The sequence below is a fragment of the Spiroplasma endosymbiont of Megachile willughbiella genome (genome assembly GCF_964273395.1).
Classification (GTDB): domain Bacteria; phylum Bacillota_I; class Bacilli_A; order Mycoplasmatales; family Mycoplasmataceae; genus Spiroplasma_A; species Spiroplasma_A apis.
The window spans coordinates 526,626-553,112 of sequence record NZ_OZ187005.1; the positions used below are offsets into that span (position 1 = coordinate 526,626).

Consider the following 26,487-nt stretch of genomic DNA (forward strand, 5'->3'; position numbering starts at 1 on the left):
TTGTATTTAAGAAAATTTGGTTGTTTTTGGTTGTTTTTCTTATTTTATAAGAGTACTATATGAGTGAGGTGCTAAATATGTTGAGAGAAGAAAGACTTAAACTGATAATCGATTTTGTAAATAAAAGCGGTTATTGTTCAAATGAAGAAATTTCTAAAGAACTTAATATTCCTTTTACCACCTTGCGAAGAGATTTAACGGATTTGAATTATGAACAAAAATTAAAACGTGTTCATGGTGGAGCTCAATCCATTAAAGAAAAGTCTATTTTAGAGGCAAAATTAGATGAAAAACTAACTTCTAACATTGATGCAAAACAATTAATTGCTTCAAAGGCTTTAAACTGTATTAAACCTTTTGAAACTGTATTTTTAGATGCAGGATCAACAACTTACTTTTTAGCTAAACTTATCACACAGGATTTGAATGTTAAGGTTTACACAAACTCAATAATTAATGCTCAGGTTTTAGCAAATAATGGAATAAGAGACATTTATTTATTACCTGGTAAATTAAAACTATCGACGGGTGCTATTTGTGGGGTTGAAACTATTGCTGCAATTTCGAAGTATAACTTTGATGTAGCTTTCTTAGGAATTAACGCCATAGATAAGGAATTTAATTTTTATACTACTGACGATGACGAAGCAGAGATTAAAATGAAAATTATCAAAAACGCACAGTTTGCTTTTGGTTTAGCAGACACAAGTAAAATGAATTCTAAATCCTTTGTAAGATTTAGTGACAAGAGCAAAATAGCTCTTATAAATGAAGAGGTATAAAATATGATATATACAATAACATTAAACCCAGCAATTGATCATATCATTTTAACAGATAGGCGGGTTGAATTGGGTGTAACAAACTACTACAATGATGAGTATAAAGTAGTCGGTGGTAAAGGAATTAATGCTGGTATCATTTTGAACAATTTAGGTTCTAATGTCCAAGCAATAGGTATCCTTGGTGATGAAAACAAAGACATATTTTTAGAAAAATTTAAGGAAGTAAATTTAAATAATAAATTTTTATTAAATCCAGGCAAAACAAGAGTTAATTATAAAGTTAAGAATCTTGAGTCTAAACAAGAAACAGAACTTAACGGTTTAGGTTTTGAAACTCAGAGTTCTATCATTGATGAACTTATTAAATATTTAGATGGAGTTATCAAACCTAATGACATTGTTATGGTCACAGGAAGTGTTGCAAGAGGAATTGAAAAAACAATTTATCAAGTAATTGGAAAATTAACAAATAAACACAATGCAACACTCGTTTGTGATGCCACAAACGAGTTATTAAAGTATGCTTTAAAAGAAAAACCATTTTTAATTAAACCTAATTTAGAAGAAATTTGCTCAACTTTAAATATCGAGTTCAAAGAAGACATTACTTTTGATGAAACAAAAGAACTTATTCTTCAATTGAAGAATTTGGGGGCTCGTAACATATTATTGAGTAAAGGTTCACAAGGTAGTTTATACTTTACAGAGTTAGGTGAAATATATAGAGTTGGTGTAGCAAAAGGTAAGTTAGTAAACTCAGTTGGAGCAGGAGATAGTATGCTCGCTGGTTTTGTTCATGGGATAGACCAAAAGTTATCTATTGAAGAAACACTACAATATGCAGCTGCCAGTGGTGCTGCAACAGCTTTTAATGAATGATTAGCTTCAAAAGAAGAAATACAATCATTAGTTAATAAAATAACAGTAGAAAAAATATAAGGAGGTTCTTATGGAATTAAAAGAACTGTTTCATAAACAAATCGCCTTTTTTGAACAAGATTTAAATACAAAAGACGAAGTTATTGAATTTTTAACTTCAAAATTAAAATCACAAAAATTCATAAAAGACGAAAAAGATTTTAAAGACGCAGTTTACAAACGTGAGGGCGAAGGTTCAACAGGTATTGGTGATGGAATTGCAATTCCACACGTATTAAATCCAACTGTTGAAAAATCAGCAATTGCATTTGTAAAACTAAAAAATAAAATTGATTGACAATCATTGGATGATCAACCAGTTGATTTGGTTTTTATGATCATGACAAATGGAAAAGATGGAAATGAGCATTTAGATGCTTTAGCAAGTTTATCAGGTTATTTAATAAAACAAGAAGTTCAAGCAGGACTAAGAAGTGCAAAAAGTGTTGACATTGTAAAAACTTTATTTAGTCAACCAAAAGAAAAAAAAGATAACGCACCAAAAAATGGTAAATATGATGTTATCGGAATTACTGCTTGTCCAACTGGAATTGCTCATACATATCTTGCAGCTGAAAAGTTACAAGAATACGGAGAACAACAAGGTTTAAGTGTAAAAATAGAGACACAAGGTCGTAGGGGTGTAGAAAATAAACTTACTGCAGATGATATTGCAAATGCAAAAGTTATTATTTTAGCACATGATAAGGCTATTCAAGGAATGGCTAGATTTAACGGTTACAAAGTAATCGATACAACAACTAAAGAAGCTATTTATAAGGGAAAAGATCTAATCGTTGGATTTGATAATCATCCAAAAGCTCAAAAAGTTGAAAATGCAAAAGATGATGAGGATTCAGGATCTGGAGAATTAACATTAAAGCAATTTAAAAAAGTAAAAGACAATTTATTAGCAGGTGTATCAAGAATGTTGCCATTTGTTGTTGCAGGTGGTATTATTCTAGGATTTGGTTTCCTATTAGACTATATTTATACAGCGTCTTTAGGAATTACTGCTATCGCTGATGAAAATAAATTCAAGCAATTATTTGACGGAAAAGTTTTTGATGATTTCAAAAACGCGGTTGGTTATTGAGTAGCATCTGATGGTGCTAAGTATTATTATTCTGGCAGTTTTGGTTCTGTTTGGGGAGTCGCTCAAGCAGTCACTGCTGTTGGTAAAATAGGAATGGAATTAATGATTCCAATCTTGGCAGCATACGTGTGTTACTCATTAGTAGGAGCACAAGGATTGATGGTTGGAGCAGTTGCTGGACTTATTTCTAATGGAGATGGTTTCGTTTATGGTACTGTTAAATCATGAGGTGGAGGATGATCAAGATTCCTTCCTGAAGCAATCACAAAAGTTCCTTCATCAGGATTTATTGGTGCTTTAATTGGTGCCTACCTTGGAGGTTTAGCAGTATTTGGTTTAGCAAAAATGATGAAAAATCTACCAAAAGGTTTACAAGGAGCTAGAGACATTGTTTTTGTTCCTGTGTTATCATTAGCAGCAATTGCTTTAATTATGTTAGCAATCAATATTCCTTTAGGATACGTAATGTTAGGACTACAAGAAGGTATTGTATTCTTAGCAGACAAAAATTTATTATTCATAGTATGTACATTAATCGGATTTATGATGTGTGTTGACATGGGTGGTCCAATCAATAAAATCGCTTACTCACTTGGAGTTTTAGCTGTTGGAAATCAATTAGTTAAAGACCCAAATAGTGCAGCATATTCATCACAAACTATGATTATGACAGCAAGCTTAGTTGGTGGAATGGTTCCACCAATCGGAATAGCAATATCAACTGTTTTATTCCCAAGACAATGAAGTGCAAAACATAAAGATTCTGCAAAAGCTAACTGATTAATGGGAGTATGTTTCATTTCAGAAGGTGCAATTCCATTTATGATTGAAGATCCAAAAAGAATTTCAGTATCAGCTATGGTTGGTGGTGCAATCGCTGGAGCCATCGCTGGTGCAATGCAAATTACTATTACAGCTCCACATGGTGGAATATTCATAGCACCTTTAACTAATTCATTAGTATTTAATGATGTAGCTTTATCAAAAGGACTTGGTATTGCATTCTTTATTACAGCATTTATGGTTGGTTCAATAATTATGGGTATAATCTTAGGATTCTGAAGAATGGCAGATATCAAAAACGGTAAATTAGTACTTTCAGGTACTAATGGAGTTAGAGAATCAATTCAAAATAGAATTTCTAAGTATACAGGTAATGACAAAAAAATTGCTGTTTTAGAAAGCAAACTAAATAAATACAATCAATTCGAGGAAAACTTGAAAATCAAACAAAATGAATATCAAAAACAATTGGCTGAAAAACAAAAGTTAAAAGCTAAATAATTTATTCAATAATATTATTGAAGTAAATCTTTTTAAAAAAATTTTACACATAAAACAAGTGTAGATATAATTCTCTGAGTATACATTATGTAAAAAACATAATTCTATACAAGGAGAATTTTTTTTATATAAAATTTATAAAACCAAATTGAATCTCGATACTAAAAAGTTGCCGTGCAAGTACTTTATTTAAAAATCAGCACATAAATTTTTAATTAAAATGAAATTAAACATAATAACTTTTTTAGTCAAAAAACATCTGATAATCATATAATTTTATATAACTAAAAAAACTCAAACATTAATGAAGTAATCATATAAAAACATTTCGTATACTTTAAAGGGTCACCCCAAACTACAATTATTTTAACAAATTACTTTTGTACATTTCTATTGGAGTAATTTTTAATTAATATAAATGTAGCAAAAATTAATGGGGTAAACATATATCCATATCTATATCATTACAGTGATAAATTACTTGAAGATAAAATAGTTGATGATTACTTTATATTAGTAGATGAAGTTATTAAATCAAAATATAAAAGTTTATATAGAGTAAATATACCTATAATAAAAGCTGTTAAAAACCTATATGGTGATATAATAAGAAAATTAATCAATAAATAAAACAAAAGTATCAAATAAATTTGCAAAAATAAGAAAAAACCAACTTGTCTTCCAAGCTTTTTTTGTGCTGCATTAATGCTAGTGCAAAAATGGTAAGTGCTAGCACAATTTTTGAGAAAAAAACCTTTATTAAAGGGTTTTTTGAAAAAAGAGCTAACCACGCTTATCCTGCCACTAAAAAATTTTCAATTTTAGGTAGAAAAAAATAAATTTATTTATTTTTTTTCACAAATATAAACAATTAATTGTTATTATGTTATTAAGTAATTAATGGAGGTATTATAATGTGAAAAAATTACTAAGCATAGTAGGAACTTTTTCTATAACAGCTTCAGGAGCTAGTTATTTAATAAGTTCAAAAAGCGAAGTTCAGAAAAATAATTCAAATTATGAAATTAAAGATGAATTAAACTGAAGTGAAACAAATCAAGCACTTATAAGCTTATTCGATAATGTAAAAAAAAGCATAGTGTACAATAATGAAAACAATTCGAATTTTTCTAAAAAAATAAATCAAAGTGAAATTATAAAATACATTGAATTTTCACAAAGTAAATCACAAGAAATTCTTAGTAAACTCTCAAATCAGAATTTAAGTTTGGAAGAAACTATAGACTATATTAAATTGAATAATGAAAGATTTGAAAATTCCTATAAAGATGGTTTTAATCAATTCAAGGACATGAATCAAAAAAAAAAGACTATACAAATTTTTTGAATCAATATGAAAAAACTAATTCAAATATTTTTGGTGAGAATATTAATTATATTGAAAAATTATCATCATATCAAAAAAATAGTGAACTAGTTTCAAAATTAAAAATAGCAAAAGTTACTATAGCTAGTTTAGCTGCAGCTTCTGCGATAGCTGCAGCAGGTTTTTGAGCAGGTGCTTTCTGAAGTTTTGGTTCAACTATTCCTTGAGCTATTGGGTGTTCAACTGCAGCGGGTATATTGAGTGCTACAGCAGTTGGTTTGAGCATAGCCTTGGTAGAATATGACAACGAAAAGAACAACTGAAGTAAGTTTGGTTCAGCACTTACTGCTACAATTGCATCAGGTAAAGTGTTAGCATCAACAGCTAGAAATATATTGTTACCCACATTGACATGTATAACTCCTCTTTGCTGATGTATGCCTGCTTTAATTGCTTTATGTGCAACAATTGGAGCAATAGTTGCATGAATAGATTTGGTAAAATTTTAGAATGTGATACTATATTTCTTTAGGTATTATTCCTATTATATCTTCAGGTTATTTTGGATTTATGATTTTTCAATATATTTTATGAAGAAATATCACTTCAGTTAAAAAAATATTTAATAAAGAAACCCTTACAACAGTTTTTCCAATTTACATAAAAAATGAAAAATGAAAAATATATACTTCTTATATTTTTTTCATTATTTTAAATTCAATAATTTTTATAGGAAGTTTTTTTATATATTCACAAAATGACAATGGTTATTTACAATATATGTTATCTAATTCTATTGTTTATACAATTTCAATCTTTTCTATAATGTATTTTATCTATATAAGCTCTAAAAGAATGAAATTAATCAAGTTTTCAAATTATAACGAAGTAAAAGAATTTATAAATAGTCAACTTATAAATGCTAAAAACTACGAAGATATATCATATGATTTAAACATATTACCTTTTAATAATTATATAAAATATTTAGAACTAGCACGAAAAAGATATATAAATAAAATTAATTATTCATTAAATTATGAAAAATTATACAAATTATTTTTGAAATATATTAGAGCTAATTCCTGAATTTTAAACCAAATTTTAGTAAAAGAATCTATTGATCAAAGTATCGAAATTCAAGCAAAACTTAAAAATATGCCAGAAATTATTTTTAAAAACTTTTGATGCAATGCGTATGAAATTTTTCAAAAAAATAATGCTAATTAGACTTATATTTAAATTAAAATATAAAAACAGTCAATATTAATTTTAATCATATTCTGTCAATTATAGAATATGTTTTTTTATTGTAGATAGAGTTTAATGAATTACAAGGTGCTAAGTTTTTTTTATAATGTTTTTCACAAACAAGTTAATAATAAAAATAATAATTGTAAAGTCATAAAAATATAAGAATAAGCTTTTTTAACTTTGAAACTTATTCAACACTATTTAATGTTAATTTACCAAATCATCAATATAATGGAAATAAAACCGCTTCTTATAGAACTTCAATCATTATATATGCGATCTCATTGAACATATATTTAAACATTACATTCATAATATTAGTTATTATGATAGTCCTAGTCAGGATTTAATACTTGGTAATAAAAACTATAAAACTATTCATATGAATGATTTTCACCTACTTTTTTAATTTTGAATAAATTTTTTTAAGTTTTATAAAAGCTACCTATATTCACTTTTAAAACATAAAACTTTTTAAATTCTTTCTTTTATACATATTTGATAAAATTTTTTGGTAATCTATTAGAGAGGTAACAAAAAATGAAAATTAAATTTTGAATAAAAAAATTTTAGAAACTTAACTAATGGCCATAAAACACTCGAAATTTTAGATAATAAATTAAATTATTTATTTGGAGAGATCAGTTCAGGTAAAAGCAATTATTTAGATTCTATTTATTGATTTTTTTTCTTGCTTAGAGATGATAATATAGAGACTAACTTAACTATTCATGGTTTAAAGATACTAACAGAAAATTACACAGTGAAAAATAAATTAGAAATACGAATTAAATTTCAAACAGATAAGTGTTTGATAAAACAAATAAATTTATTAAATGATGGAACAATTGTGTAAAAACGAAATAATAAAAGTGGATTTAATTTATGAAACTTTGTTAGAACCAAAATAATTATTTATTAAATGTTTAATAGATTTTGTTTCAATTTTATTAATTATTAATTTATAAAATGTAATAAATAGTTATACAATGAAATTAATTTTATTATTTATTGAATAAAAAGAAATATAACATTTTAAAATTTTTTAAAGTCAATTAAAAATAATTTTAAATACATTATTATTAGTCTAAAGTTGCTGATTCAACATTATCTATACAGATCTTCAATTCTTATTATATTATAAGTGTTTATGATTTTTTTGCATTTTCTATATAAAATTTATTAATAAAAATTACATTTAATAAAGGGTCACCCCAAACTACAATTATTTTAACAAATTACTCTTGTACATTTCTATAGGAGTATTTTTTTTATTTATTATTCTATTGTTTGAATAATTTCAGATACAATTTTCCATTCAAGATAGAAATTATGTTTTGTTTAAAAGTTTGTGTCCTTTAAAATAATTTTGTTTAATAATATTAAAAAAAATTTTTACTATTGCGTTTTGTTATGAAGCATAACCATCCGTCATATTTTGTTGTATTTTATTTGCTTTACAAAAGTCCATCATATTAATACTTCTAAACTGGGATCCTCTATCTGTATGGATAATTGAATTATTTATATTGTAGTTATCTTTTAATATATATAGTGATTTTATTAATTCTTTTGTAGTTTGATTACTTGAAAATAAGTTTTTAAAGGTAATCTGAATAAACATCAATATATGCAAACATATATAATTTAGAGTTATTAAACTTAAATTCTGATATATCTAAACATATTTTTTCCAATGATCTTGAAGCAAAAAATTCTACTTTACCAGTAATTGGATTTTTCAATAAATTTGGAGCAGTATTTACAGGTTCTTTTTTTTCACTAACATAAGATTTTCACTTTCTACTTTTTTCACAATTATCAGGAAAAAGTCCTTGACTTTTCATTGAACTTAAAACTGTTTTCTACCAACGCCTAATTTTAAAACTATATTTTTATGACCTCATTTACGGTGTGTACCATATTTTAAGTCACAATCATTAAATACTAGTTTTATGAATAGATCATAAGAAGTATTTCTTTTTGTTTTATAATCTTTCGAACCATTATTAACTCAACTTTTATAAGTTTTAAAATTAATGTTTAATAAATTTAATAGTCATGAAAGTTTTATATTTTTTTTGCAAGTATTTACTTATTATTTTATAAAATTAAATGTTTATTTTTTTGTTTTTAAAATCCTTTACCAGAGATGCTGTGAACTTTTCCATAATTTCGACCTTATTAATTAATTCTCTATTTTCCTTATTTTTATTTTGCATCTCTTTTCTTAAAAAACTTAACTCTTGTTTGATGTTTTCGATGTTTTTTTGTTTATCAATATTGGATTTTCTACCTCTTTTTTGATCAAATAAACCAGGGATCCCACTAGTTACATACCTATTCTGTCCTTGATAAATAGTACATGGTTGTTTAATATTATATTTTTCTGCTATTTTTTTGCACTTATGTCAAATGTTAAAAATTCATTTACTATTTTCATTTTTTCATCTGCAGTAAATAGTTTTGTTTTAACCATAAAAAAGACACCCTCCTATAAAAATTATATACATAATTTTTGGTGTAGTTTAGGGTGACCCTTTACTTGTCAAAGTATATTTACTGTATTTAATAATATCCATTAACCAACCTTTTCACTATTTTTTTGCTTTTTTGTTAGTTAATATTTAGTGTTAACATAAATTGAAAAAGTAAATTTAGGAAATTCGTTTATACTAGTATTGAAAAACAAATTTAATTAAATTATTAGATTTGTTTTATAAATAAAATCGTAACCATTTAAAAATACTATTTTTAAAATCTTTGATATTTGGTATTTTTTAAACAGAATTTCATATAAAATTTTTTATCTGAAATTTAAAAAAAAGAAGAGAGTTGAAGTACATGAATAAAACCATCAAGTTAAAAAATATATGTCACCACATAAAAAACTTTGAAATTTTAAAAGACATAAATTGTACTTTTTATGCTGGAGAAATTGTATCAATAATTGGTTTGTCAGGATCTGGAAAAACAACTTTACTAAACATTTTATATGGTTTAGAAAAACCTTTAAAAGGCGAAGTTTATATTAATGATAAATGTATTAATACTTTAAAGGAATCAAAATTAACAAAATATCGTAGAGAGAATATGACCTACATATTTCAAGATTTAAACTTAGTAGATTATTTAAACGTTAGAGATAATATATTACTAATTTCTAAATTAACTAAAACAAAACTTGATTTAAAAAAATTTGAGTATGTAATTGATAAACTAAATTTAGCAAATAAACTCGAGAATAAAATAAATTATTCATCTGGTGGTGAAAAACAAAAAGTAGCAATCGCAAGATCGATAATGTGCAATAGCAATATAATTTTAGCTGATGAGCCAACGGGTTCTTTGGACATAAAGGATAGAAATAACATCACACACTACTTAAAGATCTTTGCTTAGAGTATAATAAAACCTTGATATTAGTTACTCATGATCCTTATGTTGCAATTGAAAGTGATAGTATATTTATAATTGATAATAAAACCTTAAAGAAATATAATGGAATAAAAAATGTTGAAAATGTAGAAAGATATCTACTTAACTCCAAATAAATGAATAATCTATTTTTATCTTATTTTAAAAAGAATATAGTAATATCAATCGGGGTTTTATTAACATTGATATTATCAACATTTCTCATTTTCACTTTTGGTTTACTACTTGCTAATAGTATTTATGCATATGCTTATAAAGATGTTTTGGAATTAACAAACCCTTTAGGTCCATTAACTTTTTTTAATGGAATAGTAGGTATAATATTTTTTGTATCCATTTTCTCTATTTTTAGTCTTATCACATTATCTATGAGTTTAAGAGATTCTAGTTTTAAATTGCTTAGAATTATTGGTATCAGTCACACAAAACTGAGAGTATTTATTTTTTTTGAAATTTTTATTTACATGACTATTGCAATTTTATTTTCCTTCTTTTTAAATATTCCATTTGCAAATTTTATTCTAAAGGAGTTAAAAAATAAGCAAGTAATTGAAAGTAATTTCAAAATATATAATGAGTACTCATATCATTATATATTTGTGCTAGCAACTATTTTAATTACATTGCTTTCAACATACTTTTCAACAAAAAGATTAAGAAAAATAGCGAGCGTGAGTTTTGATATACCAGAAAGTAAGAAGAAAAGAAATCTACGTATTATTTTTTCTTCTATTTTCTCTTTGATATGCATTGCATTATTGTCAAACAGTTACACTATGCGAGGAGGTTTAGGATTAGGTTTATTGATAACAGTTATTATAAATTTTGTTTTTGCTTTCAGTCTTATAGGAAAAAAACTCTTATGTTACTTTTTAAAACTATTTAACAAAAGATCAAAAAGCATTTATAAAACAATTGTTTTAGAATCTCTAATTAAAAATATTAATAAAATTTTCGTTCTTATTAACTTGTTAATGGCTTTTTCAATGTTCGCTTATTATATTTATTCTACATATTCGTTTAGTGCAGTAGAAAAAAATAACTCACAAAACAATAGGGGGATTTATATACTCTTAATCATAAATTCTATATTTGGTTTAATAGTATTTACAAACACGTTAGTAGCATTTTTTACAAGTCAAGAAAGTAATTATAAGGTGATATACAAAATTGGTTTTAGTAAAAAGCAGATAATGTTCGTCATTATTATTACAAACTTTGTAATAACTCTTATAAGTCTGTTTGTTTCAACATTATTCTTCTCAATATTTATATTTTGTTTTTATGGATTTAATGCTTCGAATTTTAACTTGTTAAAGTTATTTGAAAATATAGCAATAATGAATATTTTAATTTTATTAGTAACTACTTTATTAGTGATTCCATTTTGTATTTACAACAACAAAAAATTAATGCACAAATACGATTAAATAAAATATCTCAATGTAGTATAGATATTTTATTTTTTTTATAATGTTATATTTAGTCATAAAAAAAATCTCCATATATAGAATTTATGAATAAATAAACATAAATGTATATAAGGAGAATTGTAGTTATAATTTTATTATTTCATCAAAATTTTGATTGTTTAAAATATTAGTTGTGTGGGAAATAAATATAATAGTTTTCTTTAAACCACCTATAATATTTTCTATTATTTCTCTATTTCCTTTATCTAAATTTGAAGTTATTTCATCAAAAATCAATATTTGTTTATTTTGTGTTAAAGATCTTGCTATTGATATTCTTTGTAACTCACCACCAGACAAATTGCTGAAGTCATTATTTAAATCACTTTCCAAACTAGCGGAATTTGCTAATTCATTTAAATTAACGTTTTCCAAAGCTTTGAATAGTTTTTCATCTTCAATACTTGGATCAAACAAAGAAATATTATTTCTCAAACTATCATTAAAAATGATAGTTTTTTGGGGCATATATCAAATTAAATTTTTAATATCCTCCTTACTCAATGATTTATAATTGTGTTTTTCATTTATTATCAAATTACCTTGATAGTTATCTATTAAACCGAAAATAATATTTAGTAAAGTAGTTTTACCTTTTCCAGAATCACCAACAATCAAGTATTTTTTATTTTTTTCAAAAGTTAAATTAATATTTTTGAATATGTCTTTTTCAGCAACTTTATAGCTTAAATTTTTTACTTCTAGCTTTTCAAAAGCAATAAATTTTTTTGGATGTACTTGTTTCTCGTTATAATTAAATTTTTTGATTATGATAGTTCCTGCTTTAATAATAAAAGCAGAACCGAATAAACCGTTTAAACCATTAAAAAATGTACCTGATATATTTGTAACTGCAAGTATTGAACCAACTTCTGTGTAATTATTTAACGATAAGAAAATTGAAACAAATAGCATAATCATTTGACTAGAAATGAATAAAGAGAATAAGATTAAACCTTGAAAAGCGTTTACATATTGATAAGAAGCGACAGCTTTTTCTTCGCGTTTATTAGCTATGTTTATCAAGTTTGCAAACTTTCTTTTTTCATTTGCATAAGAAAAAATTATATAACCATTTAGTAGGTTTTCAACCTTGCTTGAAAAAATTTCTCTCTCTTTTGACATTTTCTCGGTTTTTTTAGTAACAATTGATTGAACTAATGTCGGTAGTACTATCATAAGTATTGTTATACCTAAAAGTGATAAACCTATTATTCAATGAAATGTAAAAATAGCATACGTTGCTAAAATTATAGCAGACAAGCTTTTGATCACATTGAACAAGTTTTCTATGCATAAATTTTCAATTGAATTGACATCATTTGTAAATCATGATATCAATTCTCCTTTTTTATAACTGTTATATTCTTGATCACTAAATGAAATTATTTTTCTGCATATAAGGTTTTTTAATTCAATTTTTATTTTTTTAACAGTATATATTTTTAGTATGTTAGATATATAGTTTGATATTATTGATAATAAAAACGATATTGCCACTATTATCGTATCTTTTGTAACACCTTGAATATTTTTTTCAAAGACATTATTTAAAACACTAGATAATTGATATCCTGCATAAACCATACAACCGTTTGAAACGGATGTTATTAGAAAGTAAGCGAAAATCAAATACCAATATTTATTAGTTAATCTTGTAAGTTTCACAATTTTAATCCTTTCTAAAATTATTTACAAATAATTTGTGAAATGTTCAAAAAATTGTTAAGCAAACTGATCACCATAAAATAATCTTAATCTTTTTATAAATTGTGTTTTCAAAAAACTTACAATTAAATATGTGATTCTTTTATAACTTTTGTAAATCTCAAAACTAATCAGAAACATAAAGAAAATTAAAGATTTAATATACTCATAAAAAGTTGTAATCACAGAAAAAATATTCTCTATAACTTTTATCTTTATTAAATTTGATTTTGCAAAACTTATTTGCAAAATCAAAAAAGTATAAGCATATGTAATCAGAAGTAGAATTGTTAAAAGATTAAAAAAAACAAATAAATCAACTTGTTTATTATTTGTATACAAATAAAAGATGATATTTAACATAGATATAAGAGAAATAGTTAAATAATATTTAAATCAATATATTATTTCATAACAATATGAAGACATTGTTTTAACTAAGTTTATAAAAAGTAACATTGTAGATACAAAAAACAAAAGACTAAAGAAATTAATCAAAGATGTAAATAAAAATAATAAAGAGTTTTGTAAATTATGATATATAAATGTAAGTGTTAGAGACAAAAGTATCACGAAGAATATCGATATCATTTTATGATTTATAATTATTTTATTATTTAGCCTTATTTTCATATCATCACCTAGTTTTAGTATACACCTCTAGTTAAATTTATTTTTTTATTGCTTGCTAAAAAAACTTAATCTTCTTTACTCTTTGCGTATATTTTTTCAGTGATTGTTCTTTGAAAGTCAAACTACTTGAATTTTATCTTTTGCTTTGAAATGAGAAAAATACTTCAGAGACCAAACAAAATAGCACTTTTAAGATTCGACAAAAATCTTATTTGTAACAAAACATGAGATTTCGTTTGTCTGTTAACGATTTGAATTATTATGCATAGTGAATTTCTAACAACCAACTTGATAGTAAATACTTTTGGTTATTTTTTTAAACTGTCAGAAATTTTTAAAAAAATGAAATATTATAATTTTTTAAGTTTAATAAAAGAAAAGAACTGACAATAAAATTTCGCTAGTTCTGTATCAAACAAGCGGATATAAAATGGTATAAAGATCGAAAAAAAACTAATTGATGGGGTTATGCACCATTTTAGAGTGTAAAAGCAAATAAATATAACAGCTTCACTTGACGGAATATTCGTAGCATTTTTAACAAATTCATTAGTATTTATTGATGTAGCCTTATCAAAAGTACTTCGTAATGCATTCTTAATTACGACAATTATATCCGATATCAAAAGTTAAAATTAGTATTTTTGGGTACTGATGGAATTAGAGATAAGTATAAAACTATTAAATAATTTATTAAAACCTTCTTTATGAAGGTTTTTATTATGCTCAATTAGTATTTTTAACCTTTTAAAAATGGTGTAAAATTATATGGTTAGAAATAGGAGATTAATATGATTCAAAAACCAAGAGGAACAGAAGATTTATTTAATGAAAAGGTGAGAGAATTCTTCGCGTTAGAGTTGATTATTAGAAATTTAGTCGATTTATACAATTATCAAGAAATAAGAACACCAATTTTTGAGTCATTAGAGCTATTTAAACGAAGTGTTGGTGAGCAAACTGACATAGTTTCTAAAGAAATGTACGTATTTAATGATAAAAAAAACCGTGAACTAGCATTAAAACCAGAGGGAACTGCACCAACAGTTAGATCTATTATTGAAAATAAACTTTATATAAACGAAAACTTACCATTGAAACTATTTTATTTTGGTAGCATGTTTCGTTACGAAAGACCCCAATCAGGAAGACAAAGACAATTCAATCAGTTTGGAGTTGAAGTTTTTGGTAAAAAAACCCCTGAATTAGATGCAGAAATACTATGTTTAGCTGTTTCAATATTAAGAACTGTTGGAATAGAAGAGTTTCAAGTAAACTTAAATTACTTAATTACGGGAGAAAAAAGAGAAACATATATTGCATATTTAAAAGAAACATTAAGTGGTTTAGATTTATGTCAAGATTGTCAAAAGAGAATTGAATTAAATCCTTTACGTGTTTTAGATTGCAAAATTGATGCACCTAAATTCAAAGATTTAAAAGATATGAAAGAGTATTTGAGTGATGGTGAGAAAGAATACTATCAACAACTTAAAAAAAATCTTAATAACTTAGGAATAACTTATCAAGAAAATGGTATGCTTGTTCGTGGATTAGACTATTATACTGGTTTTGTTTTTGAAGTTATTGATGATACTGGAAGCACCCTTATTGGTGGTGGAAGATACGATAATTTAGTTCAAGAATTAGGAAATGTTGAGTTACAGGCTGCTGGATTTGGGATGGGTATCGAAAGAATCATCAATAAACTGGAAACACTAGGTATATCATTGGCTGAAGAACAAAGTGTTGATTGCTATATTATCGCTTTGTGTGAAAAAGCTAAACAATTCTCAAGTATTTTATTACTAATGATGCGTAGTGCAGGTATAAAATCAGAGTTCAATTACCAAGAAAGAAATTTAAAGTCAGCATTCAAGTTTTCAGAAAAACTTAAGGCTAAAAATATCATAATTATTGGAGAAAATGAATTAAAAAACAATGTTGTGGTTATTAAAAATCAGATAACCAAAAAGGAAATAACTGTACCTTTTGATAAAATTATAGAAACAATAAGGGAGAAATAAAAATAATGAGAAGAAGTCACACCTGTGGTCAATTAACAATTAAGGAAATTAACCAAAATGTCGTTCTTGAAGGATGAGTTGCCAAAGTTCGTAAAATGGGAGCATTAAATTTTGTGGATTTAAGGGATCGTTATGGTATTACACAATTAGTGGTAGATGAAAATATGAGTTTAGAGTTTTTGAAACCTGAATATGTTGTTAGAGTTTCGGGAGTTGTTATTGAAAGAAAATCAAAAAACGCAGACTTAATCACTGGTGAAATTGAAGTTAAAGTAAATAAAATTGAGTTAATTAATAAATCAGAATTAACTCCTTTTGAGATTAAAAACAACATTGACTCACAAGAAGACACAAGATTAACTTATCGTTATTTAGACTTGCGTCGCCCTGAAATGCAAAATATTTTAGTAACAAGAAGTAAAATTAATAATATTATTCGTAATTATTTTGTAAATAACGATTTTATCGAGATTGAAACACCAATATTTGGTAAGTCTACACCAGAAGGTGCTAGAGACTTTTTGGTTCCTTCAAGATTAAATCCCGGTAAATTTTATGCTCTACCACAATCTCCACAATTATATAAACAATTATTCATGATTGCAGGGTTAGATCGTTACTTTCAAATAGTTAAATGTTTTAGAGATGAAGATTTAAGAATTGATCGTCAATTAGAGTTCACTCAATTGGATATGGAAATGGCTTTTGCAGAACAAGAAGATGTTATGCAAACAATTGAAAGTTTATTGAAAAAACTAGTATTAGATTTAAAAGGCATTGACATAAAAGGTAGTTTTTTACGCCTAACTTACCAAGAAGCTATGGAAAAATATGGAAATGATAAACCTGATATTCGTTTTGGATACGAAATTCACACTTTAAATAATATATTTAATAATACAGAAATACCTTTATTTTCTAATCTTGAAGATAAAAAAATTAGAGCGATTTGTGTTGACACACTTTTAACTAAAAAAGATTTAGAAACATTAAGCGAAGTAGCTAAGCAAAATAGCGTGAATATTTTAGCCTTTGCTAAATTTGATCAAAATGAATGATCTGGTTCAATTGGTTCAAAATTGAATGATGCAGAAAAACAAGCATTAATCAAAGAGTTTGATATTAAAGAAAAAAGTACAATTCTATTTGTAGTTGATGAATATTATCGTGCAAGTAAAGCACTTAGTGCTGTAAGAAACACAGTCGCAAGCTTATTAAATATCTTAGACCCAAATGAATTGAAATTCTTATGGGTTGTTGATTTTCCGTTATTTGATTTTTCTGAAGAAGAGAACCGTTATGTTGCTGCTCATCATCCATTTACAATGCCATCAGAAAATTGTTTAGAAGATTTTGACATAAATAAAGAAAAAGCTTTTGCAAAAGCATATGATATAGTTCTTAATGGTTTTGAAATTGGTGGTGGAAGTCAAAGAATTACTGATCAAACTATTCAAAAACGAATGTTTGATGCTATCGGGTTAACTGAAAACCAAATTAAAGATAATTTTGGTTGATTTGTAAATGCCTATAATTATGGGGCTCCTTATCATGCTGGGTGTGCTCTAGGTTTAGACAGAATAACAATGATATTAACTGGTGCACCAAATATTCGTGAAGTTATTGCATTTCCAAAAAACTCTTCTGGTATTGACCCGATGACAAATGCACCTGATATAGTAACTGAAACACAACTTAAAGAGTTATCAATTAAGATAGCTAAATAACTAATAAAACGTCTAGTTTTAAAAAGACAACAAGAATTCTCTTGTAGTCTTTTTTAAAAACAAGGTGTTTTTTTAGTATTATTTTTTTTAAGGTAAACTCTCAATTATTTTTTAAACCATTATAATATTAAAAAGATAAAAAAGGGGTATTTGAATGATAATTTATAAAACGAATAAAGCTGGTTTTTTAGAAGATATTTATTCTGGTGAGTTAACGGAAAAATTAGAAAATGAGATTAAATTCAGATTGAATAGATCAACTTCCCAAGGAGAAATGAGAAGTTGAGATAATTCTCTAAAAGATATGGCTCTTGTTTTAAGTGATAAAGAAATTGATGACAATATTGGAATTGCTTTAGAATATAACTTACCAAGAACTTCAAAAAGAATAGATTTCATAATAACAGGAATCAATGAAAATAAAAGAAACTTGATTATTATTGAATTAAAGCAATGAGAGAAATGTGAAAAAGTACAAGAACAAGATATGATTGTGAGAACTTTTCTAAGTAAATCATATCGTGATACAACTCATCCTTCTTATCAAGCACACTCATATGGAGTATTTTTAAAAGATTATTCAGAAGTTGTTTACTCAAACAATGATATAGGTATTAACACTTGTGCTTTTTTGCATAATTATGATATAGATAATTATCCCGATATAATTGCAGATGAGTATCAAGAATATATTGAAAAAGCACCTTTATTTTTTAAAAAAGATAAAAAAAAGCTTAAAGAGTATATAAAACAATTAATTTGTAAGGGTGATGAAGGTCAATTGATAACAGACATAGATGAAGGGCAAATTAGACCAGGAAAGTCCCTTCAGGAGTTTGTAAAAAACATAATTGATGGAGATGAGATATTTACGTTATTAGATGATCAAAAAATAGTTTTTGAGAAAATTCTTTCTTATATTAGAAAATCTAAAAATGATAAGAAAAAACGAGTATTAATTTTACCTGGTGGTCCTGGAACTGGCAAAACAGTGATTGCATTACGTTTACTATCTAAATGTCTACAATACGATATGAATTCTCTTTATATTTCAAAAAACAAAAATCTAAGAAATATTTACGAGAAAAAAATCATTGATAATAATGGTGATAAAAAATACACAAAAGCTAGAATTGCTAATTTATTCAAAGGTTCTGGATCGTTTATATCTTTAAGAAAAAATGAGTATGATGCCTCTATTGTTGATGAAGCGCATAGGTTGATTAGCAAATCACAATATGTTAAAGAAGGTCAAGGATATAATAATCAAATACGAGAAATAATATGTGAGAGTTTAATTTCTGTGTTTTTTGTAGATGAACGTCAGATTGTTACTACAGAAGATATAGGAACAATTGAAACTATTAAAAGAGCTGCTTATGAAGAGGGTATTGATGTTAAATTAATTAAAGAACTTCCTGAGTTGAAAACTCAATTTAGAACATCTGGTGCTGATAAATATATTGACTTTGTTAATCATATAATATACGGTGATGAGCTACCTATAGATATATCTTTTTTACATAATTACGATTTTAGAATATTTGATGATGCTCAAGAAATGTTTGATGCTGTAAAAGCAAAAAATACTAATAATAATGCTAGGTGTGTAGCTGGTTATTGTTGAAATTGAGAATCTAAAAATAATTTAAATGTAAATGATATCATCATTGATGATTTTCAAAAGAAGTGAAATCTAAGTACAGACAATTATTGAATGGTTAATCCTTCATCAATTGATCAAATCGGTTGTATTCATACATGTCAAGGCTTGGAAATAGATTATTGTGGTGTAATTATCGGTAATGATATATTTTATGATAATGATATCAAAACAAATTTATTTGCAAGAGCAAAAACAGATAAGTCATTAAAAGGATTAAAAAAAATGCATAAAATTAATAAAGAATATGCAGAAGAAATTGCAGATAAAATTATTAAAAACACTTATAAAGTTTTACTTACTAGAGGTATAAAAGGAACTTATGTTTATTGTGAAAATAAAAAATTAGCAACCTTTTTAAAGAAAAAAATCAAAAATTAGATGATTTCATTTGAATAAAAAGAAATACATTTAGTAAAGTATCACATAAAAAAAGGTTTCATATAAACAATTCTAAGCATATATCATGTTAAAGTTGATAAAAGTAGTATGAAGTTAGAAAATACTTTTTTTGTTAAATAAGCTTTAAGATATTTCACTTGATCATATATATTTTGGTGAAACATTACAAATATTTTAGAATACTCGTTTTATTAAACTACATTATGTGTAGAGTGTAATAAGAGGATAAACTTTGTGTCTAACATATATTGAAATTGTTATTTCGGAGAAAAATGAAAAATAACGAACTAAGAATAGCTTGATTTTTTCGATATTACTGTTCTAAACATTTAATAATAATTTTTATTTATACATTTATTTTATTTATATAATTATTTTTATTTATATAAATTTTGTTTTGTTTTATAATAATTACGGTGGTTATATGGAAGAAAATCTACTTACTATAAAAGAAATTTCTAATAGAGAAAACAAGAGCATCAAAATGATAAGAAGAGTAATATCAGCTCAAAAAATAAAAGTTCATAAGAAAAGTAATAAGGGTGCAATATTAGTTTCTGAAAGAGATTATAACGAGTGGAAAAAAGGTAAGAATCCATATAATCTAGACTTTTCAAATGATTTGATATTAAACGAGGAAGTATATAATGATGATTATGAGTTTATCGATATAAAGAAGGAATTCTCAAAAAAGGATGGATGAAATTCTGAATATCGTAATGGCTTAAAATTTATTGATTTATTTTCAGGAGCTGGAGGAATGAGTTGTGGCTTTGCAATGGCGGGTTATGAACCAGTTGGAAATGTAGAAATTTTAGAATGTGCAGTTAATACTTATAAACGAAATTTCATAGATTCTAACAAATTTTCACATGAAAATACTGAAACAAGAGATATTAAATTAAGAGAAACTAAGGAATTTATTATTAATAATGCTTTAAAAAACAAGGTTGATTTAATTATTGGTGGTTTTCCATGTCAAGGATTTAGCATGTCAGGAAATAGAGTATTCATTGATCCTAGAAATTCTTTGTATTTAGATATGCTTGAAATAGTTAAAAGGGTAAGGCCAAAAGTTGTTGTTATGGAAAATGTTGAGGGTCTTAGAAATATACTTGGTGGAAAAGTCGAGAAGAAGATCTTAAGCGACTACAAAGACATTGGTTATAAAATTTCAGCCCATACAATCAATTCTGCTGACTTTGGTGTAGCACAAATAAGAAAACGTGTTTTTTTTATAGCAAATTGCTTAGACCAAGTTAATTTATTTCCTAAACCAATTCTAGAAAAACAAAATTATAAAACTTTAGGTGAAGAAATTGAAAGATTTTTAGAAATGGAAGAAAAAAAAGAAAATAATCATATATTTACAAAACATAGTCAAAATATGAAAACAAAATTATCACAAGTTCCAGAAGGTAAATCCCTATACAAAAATTATTCGGATGCCTGAAAAAAATCTCCATGAGAACAACCATCATGCACGATCAAAGAGAATCATGGTGGTGTTAATATTCATCCTAAGTTACCTAGAGTTCTAACTCCAAGGGAAATGGCAGCACTACAATCATTTCCTGATGATTTTGTATTTGAAGGTGCCAAAAAATGACAACTTGTTCAAATTGGTAATGCTGTCCCACCATTAATGGCCAAGGCAATTGCAACCGCTATCCTAAAAATGTTGAAATAAAGTTATTAAATAACTTTATTTTTTTGTTTATAATAGAATAAATGGAGAGTAATATATGAAAAATAATAGTAAAGAAATCAAGATGACTTATGCTACTTTGGAACAGTATGCAAGTTTTCCTTCTAATGACTATTTGATGTTGTGCGAGTTAATTGATAATTCAATTTCAAGTTATATAAACCAAAAACACAACCCTAGTGGTGATGTTAGTGAGTTAAAAATTGAAATTAATATTAATAGGAACAACATAAACAATAGCTGACTAGAAATAATCGATAATGCTAATGGAATGAATTATAGCCAATTAGATAAATGTTTAGAGTTTGGTGATAAAAACAAAGAAGCAAAAGATTCACCTTTAAATATCTATGGAGTTGGTCTAAAACAAGCTAGTTTTTTCTTAGGTAAAAAATTAAGTATTTTAACCTTTTCAAAAAGTACTAATCAAGGTTTGAAAACAATAATTGATATCGATGAAATTAAGAGAAGTGATGATCAAGTCGTTAGATATGATATAGGAACCGTAGAAGGTAAAATCGTAACTTCTTCTTTTGAAAGTCAGTCAGGTACAAGAATAAAGATTGAAAAATTAAGAAAAGGAAAATTGACTAAAACTAAATTAGAGAGTATGGTTAGCAATTTAAGAACAAAATATTATTTTTATTTATTAAATGGTATGTCAATTAATGTTAATTTAGAAGAAAAGAACAAGATTACTTTAAAAGAAAATATAAAACCAAGTTTACCTTTATTTGATAATACTTCAATATTTTTAGAAGAAGCACAAAAACATGATATTTTAACTGGAAAATCAATTAAAGATTTTATTAAATATATAATTGATAAAATTCAGTTATCTAAAACAATTTCCGAAGAATCAAAGGAAGATTTTATTAATAAAATAAGGAGAGGTGAAAATCTCGTTTGAGATATTGATGAAACAATACTCAATGGAATAAAAATAAGTGGTAAAATCGGTATACTAGCTCATAAAGATATTAGCAAGCATATACTTGGTTTTAGTCAAACATATGTTAAGTATTACGGTTTCACTTTATTTCAGGCTAATAGAGCCATAATGTCTGGACCTAATAACAAAGAACTTGGTATGTCTAATTACATTGAAAATATTTTTGATGATGACATTAGTGGTTCGAATAACCACAAAAGACGTTGATTTGGTTATATTAATTTAGACAATCTATACGATGCTAAGAACGAAGATGGCGACCGTATTTATTTAGACCTAACTTCAAACAAGTCGGGAATACAATGATTAGATGAAGAAGCTAGACTAAAGTTTAACGAAGTTTTAAAAAATCACATAGAAAAATATGACTTAGTTTTTAGAACTTATTTTAATGCACAAAATGAAAGTCTTAAGGTCTCAAATAAAACATCTAACAAAATAACTGAACAACTTAATAATTCAATGAATAAAAATATTGTGACACTTTCTGAGATAGATAATAAAAGTTTAGAGGCTAATTACATAGTAAAACTTTTAAAAGATGATTCTAAAAGAGTAAATATAAAAATAAATATAGTAACTAAAATGAAGAACGAAGATAAACTGTTCGATGTTTTTTGAAAAGACATTGATAGTTGTGTGTTAAGTTTAAACTCCAAACATCCAATATGATCACCAATTGTCGGTGAAGAAATCTATGATAACATTATGATTGAAATGCATAAGTTTGCGATTGTGATTGCATTAACAGATTTTGTTGTTTTGAAAAAAGAAGAATTTGAAGTTCTTAAAAAAGATGAGAGAAGTATTTTTAATGACCTTGACATTTTTGAAGTGGATAACCCAAACTCAATATCAGATATTTTTTCTTATATATCAAATAGAATTTGTTTAGTTGAATAAGAAAATTAAAATTGAGTTTGGGTTTGAAAACAAGCCACCAGAATATCCTATTAATGACCCCAAGAATATAATTCAACTTCTAGAAACTAATAACAAGGTTTTAGTTTTCGGTGATGTGCAATCAGGTAAAACTAAAAATATTTTGAGTTTGATAGAAATTTCACTTTTCTCTAATAAATATGATATAGTGGTTTTATTTGGAGGTACTTCCAATTTACTATTGAGTCAAACACAATCAAGGTTCAATACTTCCAAAACCCAAAAAGATGGATTAGTATATTTAGATAAAAAAAATATTGAAGATTGTAATTTTGACTTATTGTTAGAAAATAATAAAACTATTTTTATAAATACAATGAAGGAAAGAACTAATTTAACTAAGTTATTTGAAAAGTTAAACGTTTCAGCTATAAAAGACAAAAGACTTTTAGTTATTGATGATGAATCTGATTTTGGTTCTGTAAATACATCTAAAACAAACGAAGCAAAAGCAGTTTTTTCGACTATTAGAAAAATTTTAAACTTGAGTAATTTTAATAAATATTGTATGTTTACTGCCACCCCTTATGCAAATATTGTAAATTCTCTAAGTGATGATTTGAAAGCAGAAGTTGTATATTTTTTGACACCACCATCAACATATAATGGTCTAGAGTTTTTTAAGAAAAATAACTATATCTATAAAGAAATTGAAAATATAAAAAATTCTGATTTAAATGAAAAAGAGATCTGAGACATCGTAATAAGAGTGATTAAATATTTCTTAGTAATGAATGCGGGATATAATGTTCTAGAAGAGAAAAAAAAGTTTGAGTTAGTTTTCAATATTAATAGAGAAAATAAAAAGCAAAAGTTTCAAATGTTACTAATAAATGATTGTCTTCAAGAACTATCAAATTATTTATCTTTCTTCAATTGAAAAAAGTACTTTAAGGATGAGTTAGAACTCTTAAGAATAAGAACCGATTTGATAGTTGATGAAGATTTACTTTACAAAGAGATTTTATCAATCTACGAGGAATTAAAGAGAGAAGAAAATCAAATATTATTGAATAATAATGAAACTAACGAGTATGTTTCAGACGGATCTCAGAATCGAATAATTATAGGCGGTGACTTGATTTCTAGGGGATTTACATTCAAAAATCTTTTGATGGAGGTTATGTGTAACGTTCCTAACGGAAAAATAAGTGCCGACACCCATGCGCAAAGAGCAAGATGGTTGGGTTACCGTAATGACTATTATAAATATATGATTATTTTTATGCCTAAAAATTCTATACAAGCATATAACGAAATAATAGAACTAAATACATTTATGAAAAATGAAGCTATAGATAACAAATTAATAGTAGATAATATACTTATCGAGGAATTAAAAAATATGATTTTTCATGTAATAGATATTACGGGAGGAGTAAAAAAATGTTAGATTATGATGTTATTAATGAAAATCAAGAATTGAAGTTAAAGTTGATTAGAAATAATTTAGACGAGTATTTAATTATATATTGAAATGAAGAGAAGAACTTTAAAAATGAAGTTTATGAGAAATACAAATATTGAGAATATCATTCAACTATTGCTAAGGTAGAAACTGAAGAGGAAATTAAAATCTTAAATTCAGAAATTATAAAAATTTTAAAAGTAAATGATAGAAATTTACTTGATGTTAAAATGACTAATAATCTATTTAAAATTATCGAATCCATAAAGAAAAATTACAAACTATTATCATTACACAATATTATTAAAGAATGTGAAATGATATTTGAAAAACAAAAAAGAATTTTGGAAGAAAAAAAACTAATTGGTTACTTAGGAGAATTTGTATTTTTAGAGAAGGCTATGGAAATAAGTAACTCAGCAGAGTATTGATTTCATCATAACGATTTGATGGAATATGATTTTTATATTAAAGAAAAAAATGCATATTTAGAGGTTAAAACAAACAGTAGTTACAAAGAAGAATTCTTAGTAAAGTTTGATCAAATAAAAAATCAAAATCCCTATATTATAGGTGTTACATTCAAACAAGATGACAATGGTGTGAATCTTATATACTTCCTTGACAAGTTTAGACATTCAAAAAATGATTTTCTAAAAGACAAGATAGAGGAATTAGAGTCAATTGTTGATAAGTTTCCGAAGGTATTAGATTACAAAATAAATTTGAAAGATGTACATATAGATGTTTTTGAGAAAACAGATCTACCGTTATTGAAAGTAGAAAATTTAGATAGCCGTATTTTTGACATTACTTACAAATTTAAAGCTGATAAAGTAAAAAAATACTCGCTAGAAGAGTTTATAAAAATAATCATCTAATTTAGAATAGGGGTGGATTAAAGTGAGCAATAGATTTATTATTGATGGCGATGTAATGATTTGATATCATGCTAAAAGGATAGTTGACAAATCAAGACAGTTTAAAAATGAAGATAAAGATACAAATAATATGAAATCCCCAACTTTACCTAAAAATGAGTTGGAAAAATTTATGAATTTTTTTAATGTCCAAACTATTAATTTATCAAAAGAAAATGTATTTCAAGTTGTGGGTGAATTTTATATTGATATAGATAAATTCTGACAGCATATAGATTATATAAAAGCTAAATTTCACAATAGTTTATTTCAAGGAAACGCTTTTTCTTTTGAAAAACTAGAAAATTTTAAACAAAAAACGTTATTGGGTACGATTTCATTCGGGCTAAGAGCGGGTTACAGAAAAGAATTCACATTGAATTTTGGAAAAAAAAGTCCTATGCGTAATGGTCCAAAAATTACTTATGATGATAAGTTGTTTGAAAACTTTATCTTTGGCGGATTTTTTGGCGGAGAATATAATGGTACAAATTATAATTTTGTTACATTGAGAATAAATAGAGTAACACGAGAGATAGATCACGTTGTCGATGATGTATTACTGGAGAAAGCACTAAGTGATTTATATATTTATAAACAAGACACTACAAACCAAAAGCTCTTAGATTATATAGATGAACATAATCTAAGTACTGTTGAACAAGATTTATTAACAATAACTCGTGAAAGAGATTTAAGTGTGAAACACAATAAATTACAAAATTTTTTAAATAGTTTTATGATTTTGAAAGGTTTTAAAACTTTTATGGAATATAACCAAGTTATAGATTTATAAGCTCATAATAATGAAAAAAATATCATTT

The 26,487-nt window shown here is 25.7% G+C and carries 18 protein-coding genes; 16 read left to right on the forward strand and 2 right to left on the reverse strand.

Features of this window, described 5'->3' with window-relative positions:
• Positions 1 to 59: 59 nt before the first annotated feature.
• From ACI2WZ_RS02290 to ACI2WZ_RS02315, 6 genes are all read left to right on the forward strand, one after another.
• Positions 60 to 782: a DeoR/GlpR family DNA-binding transcription regulator gene (locus tag ACI2WZ_RS02290; protein ID WP_051372143.1), complete on the forward strand. Its 723-nt coding sequence runs from the start codon at positions 60 to 62 to the stop codon at positions 780 to 782.
• 3 nt (positions 783 to 785) lie between these two features.
• On the forward strand, positions 786 to 1,724 hold the full coding sequence (locus tag ACI2WZ_RS02295; protein ID WP_500245137.1) for a 1-phosphofructokinase: 939 nt from the start codon (positions 786 to 788) through the stop codon (positions 1,722 to 1,724).
• Between the two features lie 10 nt (positions 1,725 to 1,734).
• Positions 1,735 to 4,083 carry a PTS fructose transporter subunit IIABC gene (locus ACI2WZ_RS02300; protein WP_500245138.1) on the forward strand — a complete coding sequence of 783 codons (2,349 nt, stop codon included), beginning with the start codon at positions 1,735 to 1,737 and terminating at the stop codon, positions 4,081 to 4,083.
• 916 nt (positions 4,084 to 4,999) lie between these two features.
• Complete coding sequence (locus tag ACI2WZ_RS02305; protein ID WP_500245139.1) at positions 5,000 to 5,521, forward strand: lipoprotein; 522 nt, start codon at positions 5,000 to 5,002, stop codon at positions 5,519 to 5,521.
• Entirely contained in the window at positions 5,428 to 5,919 is a 492-nt protein-coding gene (locus ACI2WZ_RS02310) for a hypothetical protein (RefSeq protein ID WP_500245140.1), read from the forward strand. Before ACI2WZ_RS02305 ends, ACI2WZ_RS02310 begins: the two co-directional genes overlap by 94 nt.
• Positions 5,920 to 6,265: 346 nt before the next feature.
• A complete protein-coding gene (locus tag ACI2WZ_RS02315; RefSeq protein ID WP_500245141.1) occupies positions 6,266 to 6,640 on the forward strand; it encodes a hypothetical protein in 375 nt (124 codons plus the stop codon).
• Between the two features lie 1,625 nt (positions 6,641 to 8,265).
• Here the strand turns inward: ACI2WZ_RS02315 and ACI2WZ_RS02320 are convergent.
• Positions 8,266 to 8,511: a hypothetical protein gene (locus ACI2WZ_RS02320; RefSeq protein ID WP_500245142.1), complete on the reverse strand. Its 246-nt coding sequence runs from the start codon at positions 8,509 to 8,511 to the stop codon at positions 8,266 to 8,268.
• A 997-nt stretch (positions 8,512 to 9,508) separates the two neighbouring features.
• Between ACI2WZ_RS02320 and ACI2WZ_RS02325 the strand changes: the two genes are divergently transcribed.
• Both ACI2WZ_RS02325 and ACI2WZ_RS02330 read left to right on the forward strand, forming a co-directional pair.
• Positions 9,509 to 10,066, forward strand: a complete 558-nt coding sequence (locus ACI2WZ_RS02325) for an ABC transporter ATP-binding protein (RefSeq protein WP_500245143.1) — start codon at positions 9,509 to 9,511, stop codon at positions 10,064 to 10,066.
• 152 nt (positions 10,067 to 10,218) lie between these two features.
• Positions 10,219 to 11,532 (forward strand): FtsX-like permease family protein, encoded by a 1,314-nt coding sequence (locus ACI2WZ_RS02330; protein WP_500245144.1) that lies wholly within the window; start codon positions 10,219 to 10,221, stop codon positions 11,530 to 11,532.
• A 126-nt stretch (positions 11,533 to 11,658) separates the two neighbouring features.
• On the opposite strand, the gene ACI2WZ_RS02335 is transcribed toward ACI2WZ_RS02330, so the two are convergent.
• A complete protein-coding gene (locus ACI2WZ_RS02335; protein WP_500245145.1) occupies positions 11,659 to 13,242 on the reverse strand; it encodes an ATP-binding cassette domain-containing protein in 1,584 nt (527 codons plus the stop codon).
• Between the two features lie 1,463 nt (positions 13,243 to 14,705).
• Here ACI2WZ_RS02335 and hisS point away from each other — a divergent pair.
• From hisS to ACI2WZ_RS02375, 8 genes are all read left to right on the forward strand, one after another.
• The gene (gene hisS / locus ACI2WZ_RS02340) at positions 14,706 to 15,941 is read left to right on the forward strand and encodes a histidine--tRNA ligase (protein WP_500245146.1); all 1,236 of its coding nucleotides are present in this window, start codon (positions 14,706 to 14,708) and stop codon (positions 15,939 to 15,941) included.
• Positions 15,942 to 15,946: 5 nt separating this feature from the next.
• On the forward strand, positions 15,947 to 17,668 hold the full coding sequence (gene aspS, locus ACI2WZ_RS02345) for an aspartate--tRNA ligase (RefSeq protein WP_500245147.1): 1,722 nt from the start codon (positions 15,947 to 15,949) through the stop codon (positions 17,666 to 17,668).
• A gap of 154 nt (positions 17,669 to 17,822) precedes the next feature.
• On the forward strand, positions 17,823 to 19,712 hold the full coding sequence (locus ACI2WZ_RS02350) for a DNA/RNA helicase domain-containing protein (RefSeq protein ID WP_500245148.1): 1,890 nt from the start codon (positions 17,823 to 17,825) through the stop codon (positions 19,710 to 19,712).
• A gap of 445 nt (positions 19,713 to 20,157) precedes the next feature.
• Positions 20,158 to 21,423, forward strand: a complete 1,266-nt coding sequence (locus tag ACI2WZ_RS02355; protein WP_500245149.1) for a DNA cytosine methyltransferase — start codon at positions 20,158 to 20,160, stop codon at positions 21,421 to 21,423.
• A 55-nt stretch (positions 21,424 to 21,478) separates the two neighbouring features.
• The gene (locus tag ACI2WZ_RS02360; RefSeq protein WP_500245150.1) at positions 21,479 to 23,296 is read left to right on the forward strand and encodes an ATP-binding protein; all 1,818 of its coding nucleotides are present in this window, start codon (positions 21,479 to 21,481) and stop codon (positions 23,294 to 23,296) included.
• A complete protein-coding gene (locus tag ACI2WZ_RS02365) occupies positions 23,289 to 24,728 on the forward strand; it encodes a Z1 domain-containing protein (RefSeq protein ID WP_500245151.1) in 1,440 nt (479 codons plus the stop codon). Before ACI2WZ_RS02360 ends, ACI2WZ_RS02365 begins: the two co-directional genes overlap by 8 nt.
• Entirely contained in the window at positions 24,722 to 25,624 is a 903-nt protein-coding gene (locus ACI2WZ_RS02370) for a hypothetical protein (protein WP_500245152.1), read from the forward strand. The genes ACI2WZ_RS02365 and ACI2WZ_RS02370 overlap by 7 nt, the downstream gene beginning before the upstream one ends.
• Before the next feature lie 22 nt (positions 25,625 to 25,646).
• The gene (locus ACI2WZ_RS02375; RefSeq protein ID WP_500245153.1) at positions 25,647 to 26,459 is read left to right on the forward strand and encodes a hypothetical protein; all 813 of its coding nucleotides are present in this window, start codon (positions 25,647 to 25,649) and stop codon (positions 26,457 to 26,459) included.
• The last annotated feature ends 28 nt before the right edge of the window (positions 26,460 to 26,487 follow it).